17 protein-coding genes and 1 tRNA gene are annotated in these 18,855 nt (G+C 57.1%); 10 read left to right on the top strand and 8 right to left on the bottom strand.

Going from position 1 to position 18,855, the window contains the following annotated elements:
* Positions 1-59: 59 nt before the first annotated feature.
* From K5845_RS17255 to K5845_RS17240, 4 genes are all read left to right on the top strand, one after another.
* Positions 60-1,061: a hypothetical protein gene (locus K5845_RS17255; RefSeq protein WP_287959593.1), complete on the top strand. Its 1,002-nt coding sequence runs from the start codon at positions 60-62 to the stop codon at positions 1,059-1,061.
* Between the two features lie 236 nt (positions 1,062-1,297).
* A complete protein-coding gene (locus K5845_RS17250; protein WP_046476272.1) occupies positions 1,298-2,653 on the top strand; it encodes a TAXI family TRAP transporter solute-binding subunit in 1,356 nt (451 codons plus the stop codon).
* Between the two features lie 120 nt (positions 2,654-2,773).
* Positions 2,774-4,789, top strand: a complete 2,016-nt coding sequence (locus K5845_RS17245) for an acetyl-CoA carboxylase biotin carboxylase subunit (RefSeq protein ID WP_090230786.1) — start codon at positions 2,774-2,776, stop codon at positions 4,787-4,789.
* A gap of 67 nt (positions 4,790-4,856) precedes the next feature.
* The gene (locus K5845_RS17240; protein WP_052744686.1) at positions 4,857-5,366 is read left to right on the top strand and encodes a gamma-glutamylcyclotransferase family protein; all 510 of its coding nucleotides are present in this window, start codon (positions 4,857-4,859) and stop codon (positions 5,364-5,366) included.
* Positions 5,367-5,389: 23 nt separating this feature from the next.
* Here the strand turns inward: K5845_RS17240 and K5845_RS17235 are convergent, their stop codons facing one another.
* Complete coding sequence (locus K5845_RS17235; protein WP_046476276.1) at positions 5,390-6,238, bottom strand: LysR family transcriptional regulator; 849 nt, start codon at positions 6,236-6,238, stop codon at positions 5,390-5,392.
* A 183-nt stretch (positions 6,239-6,421) separates the two neighbouring features.
* On the opposite strand from K5845_RS17235, the gene K5845_RS17230 reads away from it, so the two are divergent.
* Together K5845_RS17230 and K5845_RS17225 are read left to right on the top strand one after the other, a co-directional pair.
* A complete protein-coding gene (locus K5845_RS17230; RefSeq protein ID WP_046479828.1) occupies positions 6,422-6,709 on the top strand; it encodes a hypothetical protein in 288 nt (95 codons plus the stop codon).
* 15 nt (positions 6,710-6,724) lie between these two features.
* Entirely contained in the window at positions 6,725-7,066 is a 342-nt protein-coding gene (locus tag K5845_RS17225; RefSeq protein WP_287959592.1) for a hypothetical protein, read from the top strand.
* A 220-nt stretch (positions 7,067-7,286) separates the two neighbouring features.
* Here K5845_RS17225 and lipB read toward each other — a convergent pair whose 3' ends face one another.
* The gene (gene lipB / locus K5845_RS17220; protein ID WP_287959591.1) at positions 7,287-8,030 is read right to left on the bottom strand and encodes a lipoyl(octanoyl) transferase LipB; all 744 of its coding nucleotides are present in this window, start codon (positions 8,028-8,030) and stop codon (positions 7,287-7,289) included.
* Positions 8,031-8,286: 256 nt separating this feature from the next.
* Between lipB and K5845_RS17215 the strand changes: the two genes are divergently transcribed.
* A tRNA-Leu gene (locus tag K5845_RS17215) sits at positions 8,287-8,371 on the top strand.
* Positions 8,372-8,620: 249 nt separating this feature from the next.
* On the opposite strand, the gene K5845_RS17210 is transcribed toward K5845_RS17215, so the two are convergent.
* Positions 8,621-9,541: a LysR substrate-binding domain-containing protein gene (locus tag K5845_RS17210; RefSeq protein WP_090229552.1), complete on the bottom strand. Its 921-nt coding sequence runs from the start codon at positions 9,539-9,541 to the stop codon at positions 8,621-8,623.
* Between the two features lie 122 nt (positions 9,542-9,663).
* Here K5845_RS17210 and K5845_RS17205 point away from each other — a divergent pair, with 122 nt between their 5' ends.
* Entirely contained in the window at positions 9,664-10,542 is an 879-nt protein-coding gene (locus tag K5845_RS17205; protein ID WP_287959590.1) for a pirin family protein, read from the top strand.
* A gap of 101 nt (positions 10,543-10,643) precedes the next feature.
* Positions 10,644-11,270 (top strand): isochorismate family cysteine hydrolase YcaC, encoded by a 627-nt coding sequence (gene ycaC / locus K5845_RS17200; RefSeq protein ID WP_046476288.1) that lies wholly within the window; start codon positions 10,644-10,646, stop codon positions 11,268-11,270.
* Positions 11,271-11,553: 283 nt separating this feature from the next.
* Here ycaC and K5845_RS17195 read toward each other — a convergent pair whose 3' ends face one another.
* The 3 genes from K5845_RS17195 to K5845_RS17185 form a co-directional block, all read right to left on the bottom strand.
* On the bottom strand, positions 11,554-12,282 hold the full coding sequence (locus K5845_RS17195) for a 4'-phosphopantetheinyl transferase family protein (RefSeq protein WP_046476290.1): 729 nt from the start codon (positions 12,280-12,282) through the stop codon (positions 11,554-11,556).
* A gap of 57 nt (positions 12,283-12,339) precedes the next feature.
* Positions 12,340-13,440: a polysaccharide deacetylase family protein gene (locus K5845_RS17190; protein WP_287959589.1), complete on the bottom strand. Its 1,101-nt coding sequence runs from the start codon at positions 13,438-13,440 to the stop codon at positions 12,340-12,342.
* Positions 13,441-13,659: 219 nt separating this feature from the next.
* Positions 13,660-14,784: a polysaccharide deacetylase family protein gene (locus K5845_RS17185; protein ID WP_052743623.1), complete on the bottom strand. Its 1,125-nt coding sequence runs from the start codon at positions 14,782-14,784 to the stop codon at positions 13,660-13,662.
* Positions 14,785-15,118: 334 nt separating this feature from the next.
* Between K5845_RS17185 and mgtE the strand changes: the two genes are divergently transcribed.
* Entirely contained in the window at positions 15,119-16,492 is a 1,374-nt protein-coding gene (mgtE, locus tag K5845_RS17180) for a magnesium transporter (RefSeq protein WP_046476293.1), read from the top strand.
* An 18-nt stretch (positions 16,493-16,510) separates the two neighbouring features.
* Here the strand turns inward: mgtE and K5845_RS17175 are convergent, their stop codons facing one another.
* Both K5845_RS17175 and K5845_RS17170 read right to left on the bottom strand, forming a co-directional pair.
* Positions 16,511-17,845 (bottom strand): hypothetical protein, encoded by a 1,335-nt coding sequence (locus K5845_RS17175; RefSeq protein ID WP_287959588.1) that lies wholly within the window; start codon positions 17,843-17,845, stop codon positions 16,511-16,513.
* 146 nt (positions 17,846-17,991) lie between these two features.
* Positions 17,992-18,846: a DUF5655 domain-containing protein gene (locus K5845_RS17170; RefSeq protein WP_287959587.1), complete on the bottom strand. Its 855-nt coding sequence runs from the start codon at positions 18,844-18,846 to the stop codon at positions 17,992-17,994.
* Positions 18,847-18,855 lie beyond the last annotated feature (9 nt).

Below are 18,855 nucleotides of genomic sequence, written 5' to 3'. Positions count from 1 at the left end.
TAAGCATCCGATCCTTAACTCAAGGACGTCATGCCATCGGCAAGCTTGGTGAGGGGTCCATGGGCGCTTTCGGTTCGGTTTCGTTCGGGGAAATTCTTGCACGCGGTAGCCTCAGAGAAACGGATCTCGCGAAGCTTAGTGCGATCGACGCTCGCCAACTCACCCCTGATGATGTGCAGGCGCTGTTTGCCCTTCACGTGCAATGCTTAGTCAAAGATGCGGGATGGTCGGACTGGTTCATTGGTATCGTGTCTGATTATGTGGTGCATACGGCTGAACCACAGGGTTATCTCACCGAAGAGAATGCACAGTGGCTTATCGATCAGGCTGCCCGTAGTGGCTGGGTAGAGACGCGCACGGAACTTGATCTGCTGATTGACGTGCTTGAGAGCGCGCGCTGGGCACCTCGCAGTCTTATTGCATTCGGCCTTAGCCAAGTTCGACGGGCTGTCGTTGCCGGTGATGGACCGCTACGCCCCGGCCAGCCGCGCGCGTTGGGCCTATTGTTTGACGAAGAAATCGAGATCATGCGCCGCATGATTTATGCTTTTGGCGGCGACGGCAGTATGGCCTTGACGCGTAGCGAAGTTGAAATTCTTTTCGACATCAATGCTGCGCTCGACAAGACACGCATCAACACAGCTTGGACCGAGCTTTTTGTAAAAGCGGTCACTAACGTGATGCTGGCTGCTTCGGGTTACGGCGTGCCTACACGCGAGGAGGCTCTGCGTTCCGAGGCGTGGCATGATGAACGCAGCGAAACGACCCCCGAAGCGATTGTGAATGCGATTGTGAAAAGCGGTCTAGATGGCGTGGTTGAAGCCTATCGCGTACAAACTCCAGTGGAGCAAGCTTTGAGCCGGCTGGAGCGGGAATACCGCAATATCATCACGGGTGAAGACGTCACGTCTGATGACGCAAGTTGGCTAACTGAATGGTTGGGCCGGAGTGATGCTCTTACGATGAACGAGATTGCCCTGGTTGATTATCTCGCAAAGGTGCCTGTTACCGTCGAGCCCGAGCTGCAAGAGGTCCTTGAGCGGGTACACACTGCCGCTTGATGGCTTACTTTTTCATATTCTGAATTTTCTGATCTTTTCGCGCCGATCGCCCATTTACCCGATTAGTTGCGTGGGTAGACCTGTTCGTCATCGCGGCCGAGCAAGAACTGCAAGTCCGAAAATCCCGTCAACGGGGTATCTCCCGATATATATGTGCATCAAGCATTGATGTACTTCGCTTTTCCGTGGCAAACCTCGCTCTTTGCAAGAGCGGTAAGCAAGGAGTTTTGCTGCGCATGCGACGCAAGGTGCAGACTTCGCAGTTTCGCGAATCCCTTTTGATTGCCGGCCCCGCGATATTGCTCGTGGCGTTCGCGTTTTGGTTCGCCTACCAGTTTGTGGAACCGGCGCCTCCTGCGAGCGTCAAGATGACGACGGGCAGCGAAAGCGGCGGGTATTACGCGTTTGCGCAGAAATACAAAAGGATACTCGCCGACTCAGGTGTATCGCTCGAAGTGCTCAGTTCGGCAGGATCCATCGAGAATCTTCAACGCCTTCAGGCGCCAGGATCGGATGTCGATCTCGCGCTCATGCAGGGTGGCATTGCTGATCAGCAAAACGCGCCGGAGCTTGTCTCTTTGGGGCGCGTTTTCTTAGAGCCTCTTTGGGTTTTCTATAAGGGGAGTGTAGAGGTCGACCGCCTCGTACAGTTATCCGGAAGACGTCTCGCCATCGGAGCACCCGGCAGCGGAACGCGAGCACTGGTGAGCGATCTGCTAACGGCCAACGGTCTCAACGAGCAGAACACTACATTTTCGTCTCTCAGCGGGGATGCTGCAGCTGAGGCATTGAGATCAGATAACGTCGATGCGGTATTTTTGGTGCTCGCGGCGGAATCGAAGCTCGTGCGCGAGTTGCTGCGGGAGCCTGGAATTCGGCTGATGAGTTTTGCTAATGCCGACGCCTACACCCGTCTCATGCCTTATCTGTCTCGCGTCACATTGCCCTCTGGGGTTATCGATTTGCCAAGGCAGATCCCCGACGGTGATGTGACTTTGATCGCCGCACAGGCCGCTCTTGTGGCCCACAAGGATCTCCACCCGGCGATAATCGGGCTGATGGTGCAGGCGGCGCAGGAGGTCCATAGCGGCGGCGGTATGTTCCAGCGGGTTGAGGAGTTTCCCAAGGCCCATGACCCCGAACTCCCGATGGCGGCGGATGCTGAGCGGCTTTACAAGCGTGGTGCGCCGTTTCTTCAGCGCTATCTGCCATTCTGGCTCGCCAACTTCATCGAACGCATGATCGTTATGATTGTTCCGATTGCGACAATCTTACTGCCATTGTTCAAGGTCGCCCCGTGGCTTTACCAATGGCGTATCCGACGGCGGATTCTTTATTGGTATCGCGAACTCAAGTTACTTGAAACCAAGCTGAATGAAGTTTCCGCTCCGAGCGAGCTTATGGATGAAATCGAGCGGATCGAGACTGCGGTGGCTAATATTCCAGTACCATTGCACTATTCGGACAAGCTTTATGAGCTGAGAAGTGCTGTTGATCTGGTACGCGTGAGGATGCTTGAGCGTAGTTCTGCGCCCGGCGCTACACCTGTTTCGCGTCGTGTGGCGGCTGCAGATATGGCGAAACAGCGTTAGTACGCCGCACACCACCGTTTTCCTGGGTAATGATGACGCTATCACGGTAGTTTACCTCGGGGCGGGCAGCGACTAAAACGCGGCTAACCAAATTCTGGATCATCTGAGACAAGGCCGCCAATGTTTAAAAAAATACTGATCGCTAATCGTGGGGAGATTGCTTGCCGGGTTATCAAGACGGCCCGGCGCATGGGCATCGCGACGGTTGCGGTCTATTCGGATGCTGACCAGAGCGCGCTGCATGTACAGATGGCCGATGAGGCCGTTCATATCGGACCAGCTCCCGCCGCGCAGTCTTATCTTATCATGGAGAAGATCATCGAGGCCTGTAAAGCAACAGGCGCCGAGGCCGTTCATCCAGGGTACGGCTTCTTATCCGAACGCGAAGCGTTTCCGAAGGCTCTTGCCGAGCATGGCATCGTTTTTATCGGTCCTAATCCTCACGCGATTGCGGCGATGGGCGACAAGATCGAGTCGAAGAAGGCGGCTGCAAAGGCAAAGGTTTCTACCGTTCCCGGTTATCTGGGTGAGATTGCCGATGCCAAGGATGCGGTGAAGATCGCTGGTGAGATCGGCTATCCGGTGATGATTAAGGCGTCGGCTGGCGGCGGCGGCAAGGGTATGCGCATCGCATGGGATGCCAAGGAGTGCGAAGAAGGCTTTGCGCTGGCGCGTTCGGAAGCAAAATCTTCGTTTGGTGATGACCGGGTCTTCATTGAGAAGTTCATCGAGAACCCGCGGCATATCGAAATTCAGATTCTGGGTGATAAGCACGGGAATGTCATCCATCTGGGTGAGCGCGAATGCTCCATTCAGCGGCGCAATCAAAAGGTGGTCGAGGAAGCGCCGTCTCCGTTGCTTGATGAGAAGACCCGGAACGAGATGGGGGCGCAGGCTGTCGCACTCGCCAAGGCTGTAAATTACGATTCAGCCGGCACTGTTGAATTTGTCGCCGGTCAGGACAAGAGCTTCTATTTCCTTGAGATGAATACGCGGCTGCAGGTTGAGCACCCCGTGACGGAATTGGTTACGGGGATCGATCTTGTTGAACAGATGATCCGTGTAGCTGCGGGCGAGAAGCTCGATCGCAAGCAGGCGGATGTGAAGCTCAACGGTTGGGCTGTCGAGAGCCGCATTTACGCAGAGGATCCGTTCCGCAACTTCCTTCCGTCCATTGGTCGCCTCGTCAAGTACCGTCCGCCCAACGAGGGTTCAGCTGAAGGTCTCACGATCCGCAACGATACGGGCGTCTACGAGGGCGGCGAAATCTCAATGTTCTACGACCCGATGATTGCGAAGCTCGTGACCCACGCGCCCACGCGTGAAGCTGCGATCAACACGCAGTCTGATGCGCTCGATGCCTTCTATATCGACGGTATTCAGCACAACATTCCGTTCCTCAGTGCTCTTATGCAGCATCCACGGTGGCGTTCTGGGGAGCTCTCCACGGGGTTTATCCAAGAAGAGTATCCGAACGGATTTGAGCCGCGGCCGCCTGAGGGTGAGGAGTTAAAGGTTTTGGCTGCTGTTGCCGGGGCGATTGATCACATCAACAACGTTCGTCGTCGCGAGATCACCCATCAGATGGACGGTACGCCCGTGCGGTTCAGCAATGAACGCGTTGTGGTGTTGGGGGATACAAGCGTTGAACTTCTGGTGGAGGGGACGCTGGGTGGACCTGTCACCGTTGTGATGGCGGGTGAGGACGGTCAGAACGATACGCTCGAGTTGGCCTCCAAGTGGTGGCCGGGTGATGCCGTCTGGTCCGGTGTAGTCAGGAATGCGGATGTTTCCGTTCAGGTGCGCCCGATCCTTAATGGCTACGATCTCGCCTATCGCGGTATTCGTATGCCGGTAAAGGTCTTCACGCACCGCGAGGCGGCACTCGCGGCGTTGATGCCTGAGAAGGTTGCTCCTGACACCTCAAAGCTGTTGTTGTGCCCAATGCCTGGGTTGGTGAAAGCGATTAACGTTTCGGTTGGCGATGAGGTCAAAGCCGGTGATGCTCTCGCCATCGTTGAGGCCATGAAGATGGAAAATATCTTGCGAGCCGAACGCGATGGAACGGTGACGAAGGTCAACGCTCAGCCCGGAGATAGCTTGGCGGTCGATGAAGTCATCATGGAATTCGCTTGAGCTTAGGGCTTCGAAAGGCAGAGCGGGTGCCCGACTACGACTGCGCCACAATTACGATCGCGGATAAATGAGTCTCCTCGGGCCGCTCTACTTCGCTTACGGGTCAAACATGTCCCCGCGGCAGATGGCGCGACGTTGCCCTGGTGCACGTCCGGTCGGTATGGCGACGCTGGATAACTGGCGGTTTCAGATTACGACCCGTGGGGCGGCGAACATCATGCCCGCTCACGACAACCGCGTTTACGGCGTGTTGTGGCGTGTTGAACCTTGGCATCTCCATTTGCTCGACCAATGGGAGGGCGTTGCGCACGGACACTACCTCCGCAAGCGTGTGCGCGTGCGGCTCGCCAGCGGGGTTGAGCGTTCCTCGTTCACCTACGCCAGCACACACCGAGCAGATGGTGTCCCGAAGCCAGCCTACATGGAAAGTGCCATTCTTGTCGGCGCACGTGCGTTCGGATTTCCTGATGAGGTGATTGCCGAACTTGAATCGTGGCGCTCCCTAAGGAGCATTGGTGCGGCGCGTCGCATCTATGTCGGCCGACGTATCCGGCGACGCGGACTGCGCAAAACTTAGGCAAAAGCCAACGTTACAAGACGTTAGGAGAGGCGCGCTGCCGCTTTACGCAGGCCAGCGAGGATGGGCTCGTAAGCTTCCTCATCTCGTGCTTCCGGATATACCATGTAGACAGGGTAAACGAATTTGCGTGCGCGGCTCGGTTGTCTGAGACGGCCACTCGAGAGGTGCCGTGCCACAAGCCGTCGCGGGAAGTAGCCGGTTGCCGGATTGGTGAGGATGTAGTTGATCCCGGCCGATCCGATGTCAAGGTGAAGGCCAGCGGTGGTGAGCTCGGGGTATGCCGCGGCATGATCCTGTTGGAAATCGCTTCCCCAATCGATGAAGAGATAATCGCTTGAGCTGCGCCGAGTACGTACCGGCGTGGAGGTCACAAGTACGATCTCTTCGTCGAACAGATGTTCGATCAGAAGGCCGGGTGGTTGGATCGGACGATACATGATCGCGAGGTCCAACGTGCCTTCAACGAGTCGCTGCGTGAGGAGTTGAGCACGTCCAGCGCTTGCTGAAACCGCAATATCGGGCATCGATTGGCGTAACCAAGATACCCATTTCAACAGAAAACTATCCCAGAAACTCATTGGCGCGCCGAATGCGAGATGGTCTCGATGTTGCGACGACATGCCGATTTCAAGCTGCGCATGTTGCCAAACTCGAACGAGCGCGAGCGCGTGTTTGCGAAACTGTTCTCCAGCGACTGTGAGATCGGCGCCTGTATGTGAGCGGGAAAAAAGTGGTTGTCCTAGAAGGTCTTCCAGGCTTTTGATGCGAGCGGAAACCGTGGACTGAGTGACGTTCATATTGCGCGCAGCATCGATGAAACTGCCGGTCTCAGCGACGGTGAGAAAGGTGCGTGCGAGTGTGACGTCCATGGTAAATATTGATACGCAGTAACTTCTCCTCAGGCATACCTATCGGAATTTCCGATAGCCGCAACCGGAATTTTCCGTTTGAGGGTACGGACGTTTGTAACCACAGTGAAAACCGTTGTGGCGAAAACGGGAGTGGTTGGAGCCTATTCGAGTCGCTCCCCTCAAGTCTAAGGAACCTGAGAGATGAAAACAAAGACCGTCAAGAAGGCTGCTGCGAAGAAGCCCGCAGCCAAGAAGACTGCCGTCAAGAAGGCAGTTGCGAAGAAGGTGCCCGTTAAGAAGAAGGCCGCTGCTGCTAAGAAGGCCGTTGCTGCTAAGAAGCCTGCAGCCAAGAAGACGGCGGCCAAGAAGCCGGCTGCTAAAAAGGTTGCTGTGAAGAAGGTCGCTGTGAAGAAGAAGGCCGCTGCGAAGAAGCCTGCGGCGAAGAAGCCGGCCGCTAAGAAGGCTGCTGCGAAGAAGTCGGCAGCGTAAACGGGGTCTCGCATTATGGTGTGGATGGCGCGTTTTGCTGGAGCCATCGCATTGATGATGGCTGGTTTGCCAAGCGTTGGGGCTCTTGCTTCCAGCGTTACAAACAATGATGCCGAAGATCGCCAGATCACCATTATCGAGGACAACCAACAAAACCAAATCTCGCTGAAGCCCGGGGAACGGATCGATGGGGTCTGTTTGAAGGGGTGTATTCTTCAGCTCGAAGGTGTGGAAGACGGTCAGTACATTCTGGTCGAGGGCACCGAGATCGTGTCGATTGAAGATTCGGTTTTGTTTTACGACGGTGCTGAGAAGCGCCGTAATGAAGATGGGGAAAGTGAACCCCCAACCAAATGACGTTTTGTATCCGCTAGGCTTTCGTCGTCGATAGATGATGCGTCATGGCGGTTTGCGGCGGACAGGCCCTTCTCTCGTTCGCTCCACTAGGGTGGACGTTCTCTGTCCGTATTGCGCGACGTTCCCTGCATTTGAACGCCGTGCAGCTCATTTGTTATCCGAGTAGACCTCCGGGCCTACTTGCTGAACATATCATTCTGGTACCGCCTTCGCTTGCAGCTTAAGTCGCAGCGAGGGCGGCACCGGTTTCCCTAGATACTGAACTGGCAAACGGATCGGCGGTTTCGCGCACGCTGTGAAAGCGTGCCTGGAATTTCGTGCGCAATGCGGCATCCACGTCGGCCATGCTCGCGTTAACGTTCAAGTCCGAGATGCTCGTGACGCCGTGCTCGCGGATGCCACAGGGGACGATGCCAGAGAAGTGCGTGAGGTCGGGGTTCACGTTGATCGCGAGGCCGTGGAAGCTGACCCAGCGGCGAAGGCGGACGCCTATCGCGGCGATCTTGTCTTCTACGTTGTCTCCCTTGTCCGGCCGTTTGACCCACACACCGACGCGATCTTTTCGGGTTTCTCCCTTCACACCGAAGCTATCGAGAGTGTCGATGGTCCATGTCTCAAGGAAGGTTACGAACGACCTGACGTCCCCAAAATGCCGTCGCACATCGAGCATGACATAGACGACCCGCTGACCAGGTCCGTGATAGGTGTACTGGCCGCCACGGCCTGTTGTGTGGACGGGAAACCTCGCAGGTTCCAGCAAGTCCTGCGGCTGGGCGCTTGTGCCTGCGGTATAGAGGGGCGGGTGCTCGCAGAGCCAGATAAGCTCGCGGGCCGTGCCAGCACGGATCTCTGCTGCGCGTTGTTCCATGAAAGCGACCGCGCGTGGGTAGTCGATTGGAGCACTGCTTACGGCCCATTCGATAGCTGGGATTGGTTCCTTGTCGGAGATTTGGGTAATGGGCATGCGTTAGACTTTCTGGGAGTGGTGGGGCTTCGGAGTGTCCTCTCCATCAGGCACAACTGCGTTTGTTTGCGGTAGATGTGGTGAGCGGCTGTCTGCCGCACCAGCAATTTTGGCGTCGAACGCCCTTCTCTGTATCGCAAGGACTTGCGCTAATGCAGGGTATCTGTTAGCAGCATCAGCCTCGATGGTCACGTTTGTGGGCCGTCGGTGGATGTGCGCTACAACGCAAAGTTTTGGCGTTGTTGGGCATCCTGATGCGGTCGTGGCGGAATTGGTAGACGCGCTACCTTGAGGTGGTAGTGGGTAACTCCGTGGAGGTTCGAGTCCTCTCGACCGCACCATTTCTTACTTGCCATATTACATCGCCTGCAAAGCCCTGAACGGTGGCCTGGAAGAGCGTCTTTGCGCTTGCTACCCATGTGCTTTCTATCGAGGGGTACGGGTGCATGCGCCTCCCCCAGTTCTCTGCGATGAAAGTTCCAACGGCCGACATCAGGTTATGACAGGGGTCGGATAAGCTAGGCGGTATGTGGCATGCTTTTCGAAGCCAAGCACCGCCTCGGGCAACCGCTAACGGCAACGAATGACCCCTAGCTGTTTTTTTGCTGAGCCTTGCAGACACGTTCGTACTCGGCCGCCAGGAAGTCGATGAAGCTGCGCACGGAGGGCAGCAGGCCACGCCGCGACGGGAATACGGCGTGCACAATGCCACCTCGCGGCATCCATCCCGGCATGACATCGACGAGCTTGTCCGATGCAATGTGCGTGTCGACCACCATGGTCGGCAGCTTGACGACGCCAACACCTTCCAGGGCAGCATGAAGCAGCTGCGCCATGTCGTCGGTGACGAGACGTGGCTTATGCGTGACGCGCACCGATGCGCCGTCGGCGCCATGTAGCTCCCAAACGTGCTTTGGCAGCATCGGCCCAAGGTCGAGGCTCGGCTGGGCGCTAAGATCAGTCGGTACCAGCGGCAGCGAAAATCCTCTCATCAGCTCAGGACTGGCCACTATGCGTTGCGGGCTCTCGCCGAGGTTTCGCATGACGAGATCGGAGGGCTCGAGCGGAGGAAAGCGCACACGCAATGCGATATCGATGCCCTCACCGATCACATCCACGCGGCGCGATGTAGATTCCAGCTCGATGGCAACGCGCGGGTTTGCCGCCATGTAGCGGGCGATCATCGGGCCAACTTCGAAGCAGACGAGGGCAGGAGGCGCGCTGACGCGGATCAGCCCTTGTGGCCCTGAACGCGAGCGCTCGATCGCCTCCTGGGCGGCTTCCGCCTCGACCAGCATGGCGACGCAATGCCGGTAATACTCCTGGCCGATCTCGGTGACGGTGAGCTTGCGGGTGGAGCGTTGCAGAAGACGTACGCCGAGACGTTGCTCGAGCTCCATGATGCGGCGGCTGAGCTTGGACCTGGGTATTCCGAGCGCACGGGCTGCGCTGGCGTAGCCGCTATGGTCCACCACCTGGACGAAGTAATAGAGGTCGTTGAGGTCCTGCATAAGTCACTGTCCTAAATTTAGGACAGACCGGTCAAGATCCGACGACTTCTCTTCTGACTGTTCCCAAGTATCTTCCTTTCAAACAGGTCAAACCTTTGCTTACCCCTGAAAGGAGGCAGACCATGCGGCAGATCCTCGGAATTTACAGCGCCCCGCGCCAGCATTGGGTCGGCGACGGCTTCCCCGTCCGGTCCATGCTCTCGCATGGTGCGCAAGGCACCCACATCAGCCCATTCATCCTGCTCGACTACGCAGGGCCAACGACGTTTGCGCCAACCACCGAGCGGCGCGGCGTCGGCCAGCACCCGCATAAGGGCTTTGAGACGGTCACAATCGTCTATGAGGGCGAAGTCGAGCACCGCGACTCCACAGGTGCGGGCGGGGTCATCGGTCCCGGCGACGTGCAGTGGATGACGGCAGCTTCGGGCATCCTACACGAGGAGTACCATTCGCCGGCCTTTGCGAAGAAGGGCGGCAACTTCGAGATGGTACAGCTCTGGGTAAACCTGCCAGCCAAGAACAAGACGGCAAAGCCTGGATACCAGAATCTCCTCGATGCCGACATTCCGGTGGTCGATCTGCCGAACGACGCCGGCAAGCTGCGAGTCATCGCGGGCAACTTCGCTAAAGCGAAGGGTCCGGCACGCACGTTCACACCAATCAACATCTGGGATGTGCGTCTCGCCCGCGACAAGACGGTGACGCTCGATGTCCCCGAGGGTCACACGCTTTCCGTCCTCGTGCTTTCCGGCATTGTGGAGGTCGATGGCCGCGAAATCGTGCGCGAAGCGCAGACGGTGATCCTTGGTCGCGATGGTGGCGGCATTACTATCGAAGCAAACGGTGACGCCAAGCTGTTGGTACTCATCGGCGAGCCGATCAAAGAGCCCGTGGTCGCACAGGGCCCGTTCGTCATGAACACGGTCGGCGAGATCAAGCAAGCTATGCTCGATTTCCAGAGCGGCAAGTTCGGCGAGATCCGCAACGCCGAGACGGCATGACCGAGGCGGCTCCGGCTTGATGGCCGGAGCCGCTATTTTACGGCGCCGGTCGCGGCCCCGAACGCCAACCATCCCCCCCTAAGTCCAAGGAAACGCCCATCATGACCAAGCCCTATATTCGCCTCGACAAGAGCAACGCCGCCGTACTGATGGTCGATCATCAGGCCGGGCTGCTCTCGCTCGTGCGTGACATCGAGCCTGACAAGTTCAAGAACAATGTGCTGGCGCTCGCTGACGTCGCCGCCTACTTCAAGCTGCCGACTATCCTGACGACAAGCTTCGAGGACGGCCCTAACGGCGCGTTAGTGCCGGAGCTCAAGGAGAAGTTTCCGAAGGCCCCGTTCATCCCACGTCCCGGCCAGATCAATGCCTGGGACAACGAGGACTTCGTTAAGGAGGTGAAGGCGACGGGCAAGAACCAGCTGATCATCGCCGGCGTGGTGACGGAAGTGTGCGTTGCGTTTCCGGCCTTGTCGGCGCTTGAGGAAGGCTACGAGGTGTTCGTCGTCACCGACGCCTCGGGCACCTTCAACGAGATCACACGCCACTCGGCTTGGGACCGCATGTCAGCGGCCGGTGCGCAGCTCATGACTTGGTTCGGCGTCGCCTGCGAGTTGCATCGCGACTGGCGCAACGATGTCGAGGGGCTTGGCACGTTGTTCTCGAACCACATTCCTGATTACCGTAACCTCATCACGACCTATACCGCGGTGAAAGAGAGTAAATAGACCGGGAGAGCACCGCTGCTAAACTCTGGGTAACGGCACTATCGAGTGTCATCGGCCTACAAGCAGTATGTCTGCTTGTAGGCCGTCGCAGACGATCCTGCGGTCTTCGTGGAGCCAATTCGGTGAGGCGGCGGTCACCGGCGCGTTGCCGAACGTCGGCGAGACATGGTTGCGTGAACGGCGAACACCCATCGGCCTGCACTACCATCGCGCTAGAGCTTGGCGTTGATCGTTTCAGAGCAGTGGTCGGTCACATCAGACAGGTTGTCGTCCTTATTGTTCGCTAGCGGCTGACAGCTTGTTGTTCAGTTATGATCCGCAGACGTGGGGCGGGGGCGCCGTTTGTTTTTAGGGCGATGGCGCCGGCAAAGCCAGGAGCCGGGGCTAAGTCGATGAAAGCCCATTTATCCGGAGCCTCTGCGTCATCAGCCATCCAGGTCAGGCCAGCGGGTTCGTTTTCCCGGAATGTTACACTGAAGCTTTTCAAGGGCTGACGCATTCCTTCGCCGAGCGCCTTGATAAACGCTTCCTTTCGCGTCCAGCAGCGAAAAAAAGCATCCTGCCAAGCATCTTCTTCCAACTCGGCTAATCCTGCGATCTCAGGCGCTGAGAAATAGCGTTCAGGTAAGTTGGGACGGACCGCGCGCACGCGCTCGATATCGACACCAACGTCGAACTGCGTTGAGACAGCGATAGCTGCGAGGTGTCTGGAGTGGCTAAGATTGAACGAGATTGATGCGGGATCCCTCAAGTACGGCTTGCCATGCTCTCCGTAGCGAAATTGGATTTGCTGGGGCGAGATTGACGCGTAGCCGCTTAGGATTTCGCGTAGGCGGCCACGGCTGACGACATAGCGATGGCGATCCTGCGGATCGAGGAACCGCGCGCTTCGCTCAAGCTCTTCGGTCGAAAGGTGGGCTGCGAGTTGTGAATGCTCGTTTTGATCAGGGATGTCGCGGGAGAACAGCCAAAGATCAATGAAGCTATCGTCCGCTTGGTGAGCGCTGGGCATTTTGTGTGGCTCTGTCTCATGCCGTACGGAGAGTAACCCGGCGGTGCCGTGGTTCCGTCATGGCGCGACGTTCCGATAAAGCGGATTGCGATCCGGTCGGTTTACGAGCCCCGGCGTTGTGGATTGAGTTGTGGCATTCTTCGCGGGCTTGGGGCGTTCGGTGGATAGCGCACGCACGGGCGTGCTTTGCGGGACCGTTCCTGGTGTGATGACCGTGATGGGAGGCCCTTGGTAAGGCGGTTCAGGCAGTGGTTCGTCTCCGTTTGTTTCACGGAGCGCAGCGACGGCTCCATAAAACGACATAAGGCGCGGGTGGCGGTTTGTTTCGGATAAATTGCCGGATACTTTTGCCGCGAACTTCGAGGTGTTCAGGGAGGCCATTTCGAGTGGATGCCGGGGCCGCATGTGAACGACCTTAAAGCCGCGCTTTTTTAGTCCGGCCATGATATCCGGAAGTGCCTTGGCAGTTGACGCCTTGATGTCGTGGAAGAGGATAATACCGCCATTGGAATGTTCCACGCGACGTAGCGTAACCTCGACTAGCTCCTTCCAGTTTTTGATGAAGCTATCGTCGGAAACAACATCGACGGTAAAGCTCGCTATGCCGCGTTTTTGCAGATATTCGAGCAGCGGTTTGGAATCGCGCAGTCCGGTAAAGCGGAAGAAGGGGGCAATGTCGCGTCCGGCTGCTGTGGCGATCGCGGCAAACCCATCTTCGATCTCGGCGTGCGCCTTTTCCGCCTTCAAACGCGGCAGATTGAAGGGATGGGACCACGTGTGGGCACCGACCGTGTGTCCCTGCTCCTGCACGTCCCGAACAATGTCAGGATAGGCGACGGCCATCTTGCCGACCGAGAAAAATGTCGCGAGCGTGCAGTGGTCGGCCAACGTCTTCAATATCGAAGGGGTGACCCATGGGCTTGGGCCATCGTCAAACGTCAGGACGACTTCCTTAGGTTTGAGGAACTTCGCTTCTTTAGGTTGCTTAGAGATCGCCCCAAATAGCGGGCCGGTGCTTGTGTCGATCTCGACGATACGCTCCACACCGATAGCGTCTGGATTGTTCTCGCAGGTATTCGCGCGCGCCTGTGAAGTCAGTGCGGGGAGCACCGCCAGGCCGGCATATAGTGCGTACAAATGGCATCTTAGCAAACGCATGAAAGTCTCGGTCGTCGGAATGCTATGGCGCTCATGCCACGCTGGCCGATTGGCTTCGCGTTCACAAGCTCGATGATTGCGACAAAGCCGTGGCCGTTCAAGCTAATGGGCACAGCCCTTTAGATCGATTGGACGGACCGAACCAGTTTACAATGAAACGTTAGAGACTTGTTTAAATCCAATATTCACGCCTGTGTTACAGGGCCTCAAATAGAGAAATTATTGAGCAAACACGCGGTCTTGCCATGATGGCTCGGGGGTGGATGAGTCGATGTTACGAGAGGTTTTACGTTCGTTTGTTTGTGATGATGGTTCTTCATAGATCGTTTGGGTGGCTTCCGGCTCATCCTTGATCTTGAATCCTGGCGGAACGTCCCCTCGTTGCTCGGGAAGAGGTGCGTTCAACGGATGTCGCGGCGTTATCACCAGAGGTTCAACGGCCGGCATATCGTCACCTGTGGAGATCGGCCAGACGACTGAACGCTGTGAGAGAGGACGCGAAGCTGCCGATTTCGCGTATTTGCCTAGCTCTTTGGCTGCCAGTTCATCGTATTTGGGAAGGGTTTCAATCGGAGCTTTCGGCACGATGTGGACGACTTTGTAGCCACGCTCTTTCAGTTGGTCGAGAAGGTCTGAGATGCCACCACCGGTTGAACGTTGAATGTCGTGGAAGAGCAGGATGCCTTTCCCCTGCTTTTCAAGCCCTGCCATTATCCGGCTGACAACCGTCTGACCCGAGCGTGTTCGGTAATCATGCGAATCAACGTCGATCGAGAAAATTCCCTGATGGCGTGATTGCAGATGATCAATCATGCGGCGTGGGTCGCTCAGGTACGGGAAACGGAAGAATGGTGCGACCGGCTTGCCAAGAGCCGCTGAGACAGCACTGACGCCGAGTTCGACTTCCTTTTCTCCGCTGGAGAGACTTAGAGCGCCAAGGTTCCGATGGGACCACGTATGCGTCCCAACCGTATGTCCGCGCCGATCTATCTCCTTGACCATGGCTGGGTCATGGACAGCCATACGGCCGACCATGAAGAACGTCGCTTTGGTGCAGTGTGCTTCAAGCGCGTTCAAAACCTTCAAAGTATATCGACGCAGGGGGCCATCGTCGAAGGTCAAGACGACCTCTCCGGGCTTTAGGAAGTCGATATCCTTGTACTGCATGTTGCCGAAACGGCCTGCGGTGCTGGTATCGATCTCGACAATCCGAGAAACACCGAGGGCATGGGGCCGGTCGGCGCAAGCGGGGGCTCGTTCAGCTTTGCTCAGCTCCGCTATTGCACTGGGTGCCGACACCGCCGCTGCGAACAGGCACAACGTGGCGATCATGATCGAACGCATGGATATTCGTCCTCCATCCCCCTGCTCGTCTCTCATCGTCGATGACAGGCGATTGCAGGTGCCGCCGCCACCATAAAACTCCTGCCGCCGAGTCGCCACAGGGCGTCAGCGTCGCAGTTCCAACTCATGCATAGCGTGAGATGATGATCTGAAACGGTAATTTACTGAATCCAGGAAACTCGGTAGAGCGCAGAGAGATTGTGAGTGTTGCAGTGCGGCATCATGGTGCCCTCAGCGTGCGGTTGTGTTATGCGCCAGCCACACTTCTCGATCTCACCATAAAACTTCTGACGTAACACACGTGCATGCCTCAGGCGGTAAAGCGGAGCGGATCATGGACGAGAGCGAAACTGTTGCCGCCGCACCGAAGGCGGATCCCATCGCGGATTTTGTCGATAAATTATCGGCAGCCCTCGATGCGGGAGATACAGAACAAGTCAAAGTCTTGGCATCGGGCCTTCGGACTCCCGACTTGGCCGACGTCATTGAGTTGCTCGCTGACGATGAGCGTGTGCAACTTATCGAGACCCTGGGCAACGACCTTGATTATGAGGTTTTCTCACAGCTCGACGAGGCCGTGCGTGACCAACTTTCCGAAGCGCTTCCGAACACGCTGTTGGCTAAGGCCGTTACAGAACTCGATACAGACGACGCAGCCTATCTGATTGAATCGCTTGAGGAGAGCGATCGGCAGGAAATTTTCGATCAGCTGTCCTTTGACGACCGATCCGCTCTTGAACGCAACTTCGAATATGAGGAAGAGACCGCCGGGCGCTTGATGCAGTCCGATTTCGTGGCGGTCGCCCCGTTCTGGAGTGTAGGTCGGGTCATCGACTATATGCGTGAAACCGACGATCTGCCCGACACATTTTCGGAGATCTTCGTCGTCGATCCGGCATTTCGCGTTCTTGGGTCCGTGGAGCTCTCCCGCCTGTTGCGAACGAAGCGCCAGGTGTTGGTCGAAGAAATCATGAATCCCGACCGGCATGTCGTGCTGGCTACAGAAGATCAGGAGGAGGTTGCGCGCCAGTTCGCCCGCTACGACCTTATGTCGGCTCCTGTCATTGACGAGAATGAGCGGCTAGTCGGTGTTGTGACCATCGACGACGTCGTTGACGTTATCCAGGAAGAGGCTGAAGACGACATGCACGCGCTGGGTGGCGTCGGCGATGAATCGATCGCGGACAGTGTGCTATCTACCGTGCGTTCGCGGATACCCTGGCTGATGGTCAATCTTGGTACCGCGATGTTGTCGCCTTTGGTCATTCAGAATTTCGACGCCACGATTGAGCAGATGGTGGCGCTGGCGGTGATGATGCCGGTCGTCTCAGCAATGGGCGGCAACGCTGGCACCCAAACGATGACGGTTACAGTTCGGGCATTGGCGACCAACAAACTTGGGCGTGTTAATGCGCCCAGAGTTATCACCCGTGAAGCTTTGGTCGGGGTGGTTAACGGTCTCGTGCTGTCTTCGATTATGGCGTTGGTTGCGTTTCTTTGGTTTGGGTCCGGCCTTTTGGGCGGAGTGATCGCAGCGGCAATGATCGTAAATCTGTTGGTTGCGGCTCTTGCGGGCATACTTATCCCGCTTACTTTGAGCTGGCTGAAATTCGATCCCGCACCGTCTTCGGGCGTTTTCGTGACGACCTTGACCGACGTCGTCGGCTTTTTCGCGTTTCTCGGGCTTGCCTCGTTGTGGCTATCCTGAAGAAGGTTCCTTCTTCGCTCAGCTCGTCGGTGAATCCAGCTTACGCGTCAGGTTTTCAAATTCGCGGCGGAGTTCCTCGTTCTTGAAGATCTGGTCGAATGTGGGGGCTTCCAGCTTCTGGATGGCTTCGAAGGATGCCGCCGAGTCGCGCATCAATGAGCGCAATTGGAAGCTTGCTTCGACGGTCTCGAAGGTATTGTCCGCGATCCTGAGGTCGTGTGTTGCCCGACTTCGGGCGCGCGCGATCTGTTCGCGCTGCTGTTGGAGGTAGCTTCTGTAAGCGGTTGCTGCCTCCTCAGCGATACGTTGGCTTTCCCTGTTTGCGCGCAGCGCGCGTTCCTGGTCGGGCCGATTGTCGGCCTTCATAAGTTCGCGCGTTTTTCGCTTGGCCGCTGCGATGTCTTTAATGATGGCGTCTAGCTTCGGCATATAAGTGTTGTCGATGCGGTCGATCGTTGAATCCTGTGCGTGAACGAGCATGGCGAACAATGCGGCGTGCATTGCGAAATATTTGCGCGCGGCGTTCATGTTGTCGCCGGAGGCGGTGAGCATTTTCGCCAATTGGCCGTCGATGATCTTGGCCGCGTTGAAGATTGCCACGAGACGCACGAGGTCGCCCGAGAGGACGCTGTCGAGCAGCAGGTCAATCTGATCCTCACCGAGTTCGATGCCGGAAGCCTTCAGGGCTTGGTGGATCTCTACTTTTGCCGCAGTGATCTCGGCTTTGTTCTTTTCGATGCGGGCTTCGGTGGTTTTTATTTCATCGGCCAGGCTGTCCACGGTTTCGCTCAAGACGCCGGGCAGGACGCCATCCTTAGGTGCGGTCAGCTGCCTTTCCTTGAGGGAAACGATCCGGTCCTCCAGTTCGGCGATGTTCCGCCGAAGCTGCTCGACGCGTTTTTGCACGTCGACCACCGGGACATCCGTTACGATCGCGAGCGCTGAATCCATAAGGTTGCGAATTTGCCGTTCGCGGTCCTCGCGTGTTTCTGTCCAAAGCGGAGGGACAATAAATTCGTCTTTTCCCGGAAGCTTGCGGGCGTCGGAGCGTTGTTCGGCCGTGTCGCGCAGGATGGAATCGATGGCGCGCATGAGATCGCGCGCCTGCTGGAAGCTTTTGTCGTTCTCTCTTGGATCTGGGACCGGTTCCGGATTCTGGCTGGCGCTGTTCTGAGCGAGTTCGGCGTCCTTTTTCCCTTTAGGGGGATTATCGCGCGCGATCAGTTCGGCGATGCCGTCGCGCGATGCTGCTTGTGCCATGGCGGTGTTCGGGCATGGGAATAGTGCGACCGCCAGCAGCGCCAGGATGGGCGTTGCAAAAGTGGGCCTTGGTGCGCGGATGCTTCGTGCCATGGTGTGACCTCCAACCTAGCAAACACAAGGCCCCAAAAATTCTGGCAATTAGATGGTTATTGCGCAGACGGATCACAATCACCGGGGTGAAACGAAAGAAAAAATAGCGAGGCGGCGGTTGGCTGTGATGTTGATCGCAATGGAATTTAACGATTTACGCTAGCGTTTGCTGAGCGTAGCAGATCCAACAATCCTGAATCTATTTGGCGCGCATCTGTGAGGACAAGCATGTGCGTAATGGATTTCGGCGGAGCAGGAGAGAGATTTGAAAATTTCGCCCTGACGACATTGCGCTCAAAAGGCGCTTCGGCGAGTGCTAATCCAAGTTTTATGTCCTTGGCGCTGGGAACCAAGATTGCGAACGTTTCTGGTGCGCTGCAGGAAATGTGGTTGCCGGTAACTTGAATGGATGCGTCCGGTAACGCCTCCCTCAGGGTGCGTAAGACGAAACTGGCAAGTGGCGCGTAGGCCTTCGCCTTTCCAATCAGTGCCGTTATGTCGGCAATCGGGTTCAGCGAACCTGCGGGAGCGGGGGCTTGCGGCGGTGGGGTCCGCGGTGGTGTGGGGCGAGGTGCGCTGGGTGTCGGCACCGGTGGTTCGGTTGGCGTTGGTGCCATCTCGGTTTGGGCCGGTTTTGATGCCGCCGTGTAGACGAGCACCGGACGGAATGGGGCTTTCGGCGCAGGCGTCTTTGGCTTGTCCGCTTTGGGCGGCGGCGGTGCGGTCGTGGCAGGGGCGTCTGAAGTTGACCTTGGCGGTGCAGTCAGGCTCGGCGGGGTTGCATCGAGATAGATAGGGCGCCCTCCGTTGTGATGGATGCGCTCAAGCCAAGACGCCCAGGAAAAGATGAAGCCCTGCTGCCGGAGCCAGTCGATGATCTCGTTGCGATGGGCCAGGTCGGCTTCGCGAATGGCGTGCATCCATTCGGCCAAGTCACGCCCGGTGTCGGCTTTGAGATATTCGAGGAACTCGCGTTCCTTATCTTCGTAGTCAGTACTCATGCATGCGGC

Source organism: Filomicrobium sp., assembly GCF_025698805.1.
Classification (GTDB): domain Bacteria; phylum Pseudomonadota; class Alphaproteobacteria; order Rhizobiales; family Hyphomicrobiaceae; genus Filomicrobium; species Filomicrobium insigne.
Note: the sequence above shows the minus strand (reverse complement) of the source record. Positions and strands in the feature narration are given on the sequence as shown.